A 3,957-nucleotide genomic window follows, 5' to 3' on the forward strand; every position below is an offset into this window, starting at 1 on the left:
TGGGGAGGAGTCCCTATATGACTCGACGCGATTTCGTAAAGCCTGCATTTTCACTACGCAAAAAACGCTCCGTGAAAACACATGCCCTATCGCTTCTGGGGACTACTCGACTCCTGTCTCGCAGCGATCGGGAGCCAATGTGCAAGCGAGAAACAGCATTCTGGAAATCAGACAAACCATAGAGAACCAATTAAAAGCGATCCGGGAAGACAATACCCAGCAGCTTAACGAAATGCGCAAAACCGTTGACGAAAAACTGCAAGATACCCTGGAAAAACGTCTCGGCGAATCCTTTAAGCAAGTCAGCGACCGTCTGGAACAAGTTCATAAAGGCTTGGGCGAAATGCAATCGTTAGCGATTGGTGTCGGCGACCTTAAAAAAGTGTTATCGAATGTTAAAACGCGCGGCATATTGGGCGAGTATCAATTGGGCAACATCCTCGAACAAATCATGTCACCTGATCAATATGCAATCAACGTAGCCACCAAACAAGGCAGCCGGGAAAACGTCGAATTCGCGATTAAATTGCCCGGAAAATCTGACGAAAAAACAGTCTGGTTACCGATTGATTCAAAATTTCCCCTGGAAAGCTATCAGAGTTTGCTGATGGCGTTGGAGGAAGGTAATACCCTTACTATTGATGCCGCACAAAAATTACTGTTGAAAGCAATAGAAAGCTTTGCCAAAGACATCAGCGGCAAATATATCGATCCACCGCATTCTACTGATTTTGCCATTATGTTTCTGCCGATTGAAAGCCTGTATGCAGAAGTTTTGCGCCATCCAGCATTATTTGAGCGTTTGCAAAGAACCTACCGTATTACTGTTACCGGACCGACTACCCTGTCTGCATTGTTGAGTAGCTTAAACATGGGCTTTAGAACATTAGCCGTGCAAAAACGTAGTAGTGAAGTATGGAAGGTATTAGCGGAAGTTAAAACGGAATTCGTCAAATATTCCGAGCAATTGGCTACTGTTCACAAATATATTAACTCAGCTTCCAATTCACTGGAAACCCTTCAAACTACGCGTACCAAAGTGATGGAACGTAAGCTCCGTAGTGTTGAAGTGCTGGAATTGTGTAAAACAGCGTGGAAAAATGACCAGGGAATCGGGGAAAACAGCGTCGAAAACTGTCCACCCCGGTATGTGTCATGATCCGGTATTTTGCCGACGAACCCTGGGTGTTATCTATGGATTTTATTGCCGAAATCAGAAGGCGTCATTTCATTAGCGGCGAGAGCATCAGCTCAATTGCGTTGTCATTAAACCTATCTCGTACCACCGTCCGAAAATATCTGCGGACGCTTGAAGAGCCAATTTACCAACGAAAAATTCAATCTTTCCCAAAGCTGGGTGAGTTTCAAGACCGATTGAAACAATGGTTAGATACAGAATCCCGGTTACCCAAAAAGCAGAGAAGGACCGCACAGCGTCTGTTTGAAGCCCTCCAGACAGAAGGCTATCGGGGTGCCTATGACAGTGTGCAACGTTATGTGAAACATTGGAAATTTGAACGGAGGCAAACGCCAACTGCCACCACAGCTTTTATTCCATTAGCGTTTCCGCCAGGTGAAACGTGCCAATTTGATTGGAGTGAAGAGCTGGTCGAACTGGGCGGTATCGCCAGAAAAATCAAAGTGGGTCATTTCCGTCTTTCCTATAGCCGTAAAATGTTTGTCGTGGCCTATCCCTGTGAAACTCAGGAAATGGTTCTCGATGCTCACAATCGAGCCTTTGTGTTTTTTGGTGGCGTGCCTTTAAGGAGGGTGTATGACAATCTGAAAACGGTTGTGGACACGATTTTTGTAGGTAAGGAGCGCAAGTTTAACCGGCGTTTTTTGACGTTGACTAATCATTATTTGTTTGAGCCGGTTGCATGTACACCGGCGGCTGGTTGGGAAAAAGGCCAGATTGAAAATCAGGTTGGTAACGTACGTGAATGGTTATTTACCCCAAAGGCACGCTTTGCTGATTTTAAAGCATTGAATGAGTGGCTGGAAATGCGTTGTGAGGAATTGGCTAAACGACAACATCCTACCGAAAAGACACGTACTATTGCCGACTGCTTTAGCGACGAACAAGTTTTGCTCCGCCCATTTACGGCGCGGTTTGATGGCTACGTGGAGCATTTGTTGCGCGTTTCCAGTACCTGTCTGATCAGGCTAGACCGCAATCACTACAGTGTGCCTGCTATTTGGGTAGGTAAAGTTGTTTCTGTCAGGATTAACGCTGATAGCCTACGCATCGTGGCTAATGGGGAGATCATAGCTAGGCATGAGCGTTGTTTTGGCCGCGATAAGTTTATCTTTGATCCCTGGCATTACTTGCCAGTGCTGGAAAAAAAGCCAGGCGCCCTTAGGCATGGAGCTCCTTTTCAAAATTGGGATGTGCCTGTATCAATACAAAGGGTTGGTGACCGACTTCTGGCGCAACCGAAAGGTGACAAAGCCTTTGTTGATGTGCTGTTAATGGCAAAAGAAGCTGGATTGGCGGCTATGGAAACAGCCTGTGAACTAACACTTGAAACAGGTATTATTAACGCCAGTGTGCTTATCAATGAACTGCGACGCTTACTTGAGCCGCCTCGCGCTAAATCCCTAACAATGGCTGAAGACTTGTCACTCCGGGTGGAACCCACTGCAGACTGTAGTCGCTACGATAGTTTATTGGGAAGCCGTTATGCCCATTGATAATCTATCCCAACTAAAATCCTTGAAGCTGTTCGGTATGGCTACGGCATTGGCAGAAATACAAGCCGAATCATCCCGAGTAACACTGACACCGGAAGGTTACCTGCAACGGCTTCTGGATGCTGAAATAGCCGACAGGCAGGCTCGCAGCCTGCGCTATCAGCTTCATGCTGCGAAATTTCCCATTCATCGTGATATGGTCGGCTTCGTATGGCAAGAATCGCCGTTGTCGCATGCACGGATTGAGCAATTGGCCACTGCAAACTTTATGCAAGAAGCCCATAACCTGATCTTGGTCGGTGGGACAGGTACCGGAAAGACCCACTTAGCTACTGCCATCGGTGTGGCAGCTATCCACCAAGGTAAACGCGTTCGATTTTATAATGCTGTTGACTTGGTTAATGAGCTAGAAAGAGAAAAGCAGGCCGGTAAAACAGGTTCTATGGTACGTAAGCTATTGCAGGTTGATGCCGTGATTGTGGATGAGTTAGGGTATTTGCCGTTCCCTGAATCTGGCGGTGCTTTGCTATTTCATCTGATCAGCCAGCTCTATGAAAGAACCTCACTAATCATTACTACCAATCTGAATTTCAGTGAATGGGTACAGGTATTCGGCGATGCAAAAATGACAACAGCCTTGTTAGACAGGATAACTCACCACTGTGACATCCTGGAAACAGGCAACGATTCTTATCGATTTAAACAGCGGAAAAAAGAGATAAAAACGTAATATCCCTATACTTTAACTGGATATTATTCGACGCTGTTACCTGGATACTTTTCAACGCTGATTGACAATGGAATTGGAAGTTGATAGTGCTATGAGTCATCCAGTGCTATTGGATGACGCCTAACATCTCGCGATGATTTTGATTCCTCTTTAGCATTTAAAAACTTGACCCTATCGCGCACAGTCGTGGTTATGGCCAAAGCGCATTATCGTCAGCAATAGGATTCGTAATGGACTTTATCACCGTAGAAGACCTAAAAGCCTACGCGCATTTAATAATTTTAGGCTTAATTATTTTGGGGTTAATTGGGTTTTTCATCGCCAAATTTGTTATCCCGTCATATCGTTTAAAAAAGGATTTGCGCCAAGCAATTGAAAAGTTGAAAAGCACGACAAACAAGGATCAGGTGTCCGGCGTCAATTATCCTGGCCGGATTGACGACAATTACCTTGGCTGGTTTTAGTTAAAAAAAAGGGTTACTTTTTTACGCTCTGTTTTTTTCGATAGCTTTCTCCTTCTATTTCAATAATGG

At 45.2% G+C, this 3,957-nt stretch carries 4 protein-coding genes; all 4 read left to right on the plus strand.

The annotated features are described in order from the left end of the window. On the plus strand, nucleotides 1–1,159 hold a 1,159-nt coding region (locus tag HUX64_RS02600), incomplete at its 5' end, for a DNA recombination protein RmuC (RefSeq protein ID WP_174624685.1). A gap of 26 nt (nucleotides 1,160–1,185) precedes the next feature. Continuing rightward, on the plus strand, nucleotides 1,186–2,694 hold the full coding sequence (gene istA / locus HUX64_RS02605; protein ID WP_174624688.1) for an IS21 family transposase: 1,509 nt from the start codon (nucleotides 1,186–1,188) through the stop codon (nucleotides 2,692–2,694). Next, nucleotides 2,684–3,424 (plus strand): IS21-like element helper ATPase IstB, encoded by a 741-nt coding sequence (gene istB, locus HUX64_RS02610; RefSeq protein WP_174624686.1) that lies wholly within the window; start codon nucleotides 2,684–2,686, stop codon nucleotides 3,422–3,424. Before istA ends, istB begins: the two co-directional genes overlap by 11 nt. A 230-nt stretch (nucleotides 3,425–3,654) precedes the next feature. Next, the gene (locus HUX64_RS02615; RefSeq protein ID WP_174624687.1) at nucleotides 3,655–3,888 is read left to right on the plus strand and encodes a hypothetical protein; all 234 of its coding nucleotides are present in this window, start codon (nucleotides 3,655–3,657) and stop codon (nucleotides 3,886–3,888) included. Nucleotides 3,889–3,957: the final 69 nt, after the last annotated feature.

The sequence above is a fragment of the Candidatus Methylobacter favarea genome (assembly GCF_902806695.1).
Classification (GTDB): Bacteria; Pseudomonadota; Gammaproteobacteria; order Methylococcales; family Methylomonadaceae; genus Methylobacter_B; species Methylobacter_B favarea.

Excerpts from the sequence above, each read along its gene's own strand:
- HUX64_RS02615 (WP_174624687.1), top strand. The coding sequence starts at position 3,655 with ATGGACTTTATCACCGTAGAAGACCTAAAAGCCTACGCGCATTTAATA.
- istB (WP_174624686.1), top strand. The coding sequence starts at position 2,684 with ATGCCCATTGATAATCTATCCCAACTAAAATCCTTGAAGCTGTTCGGT.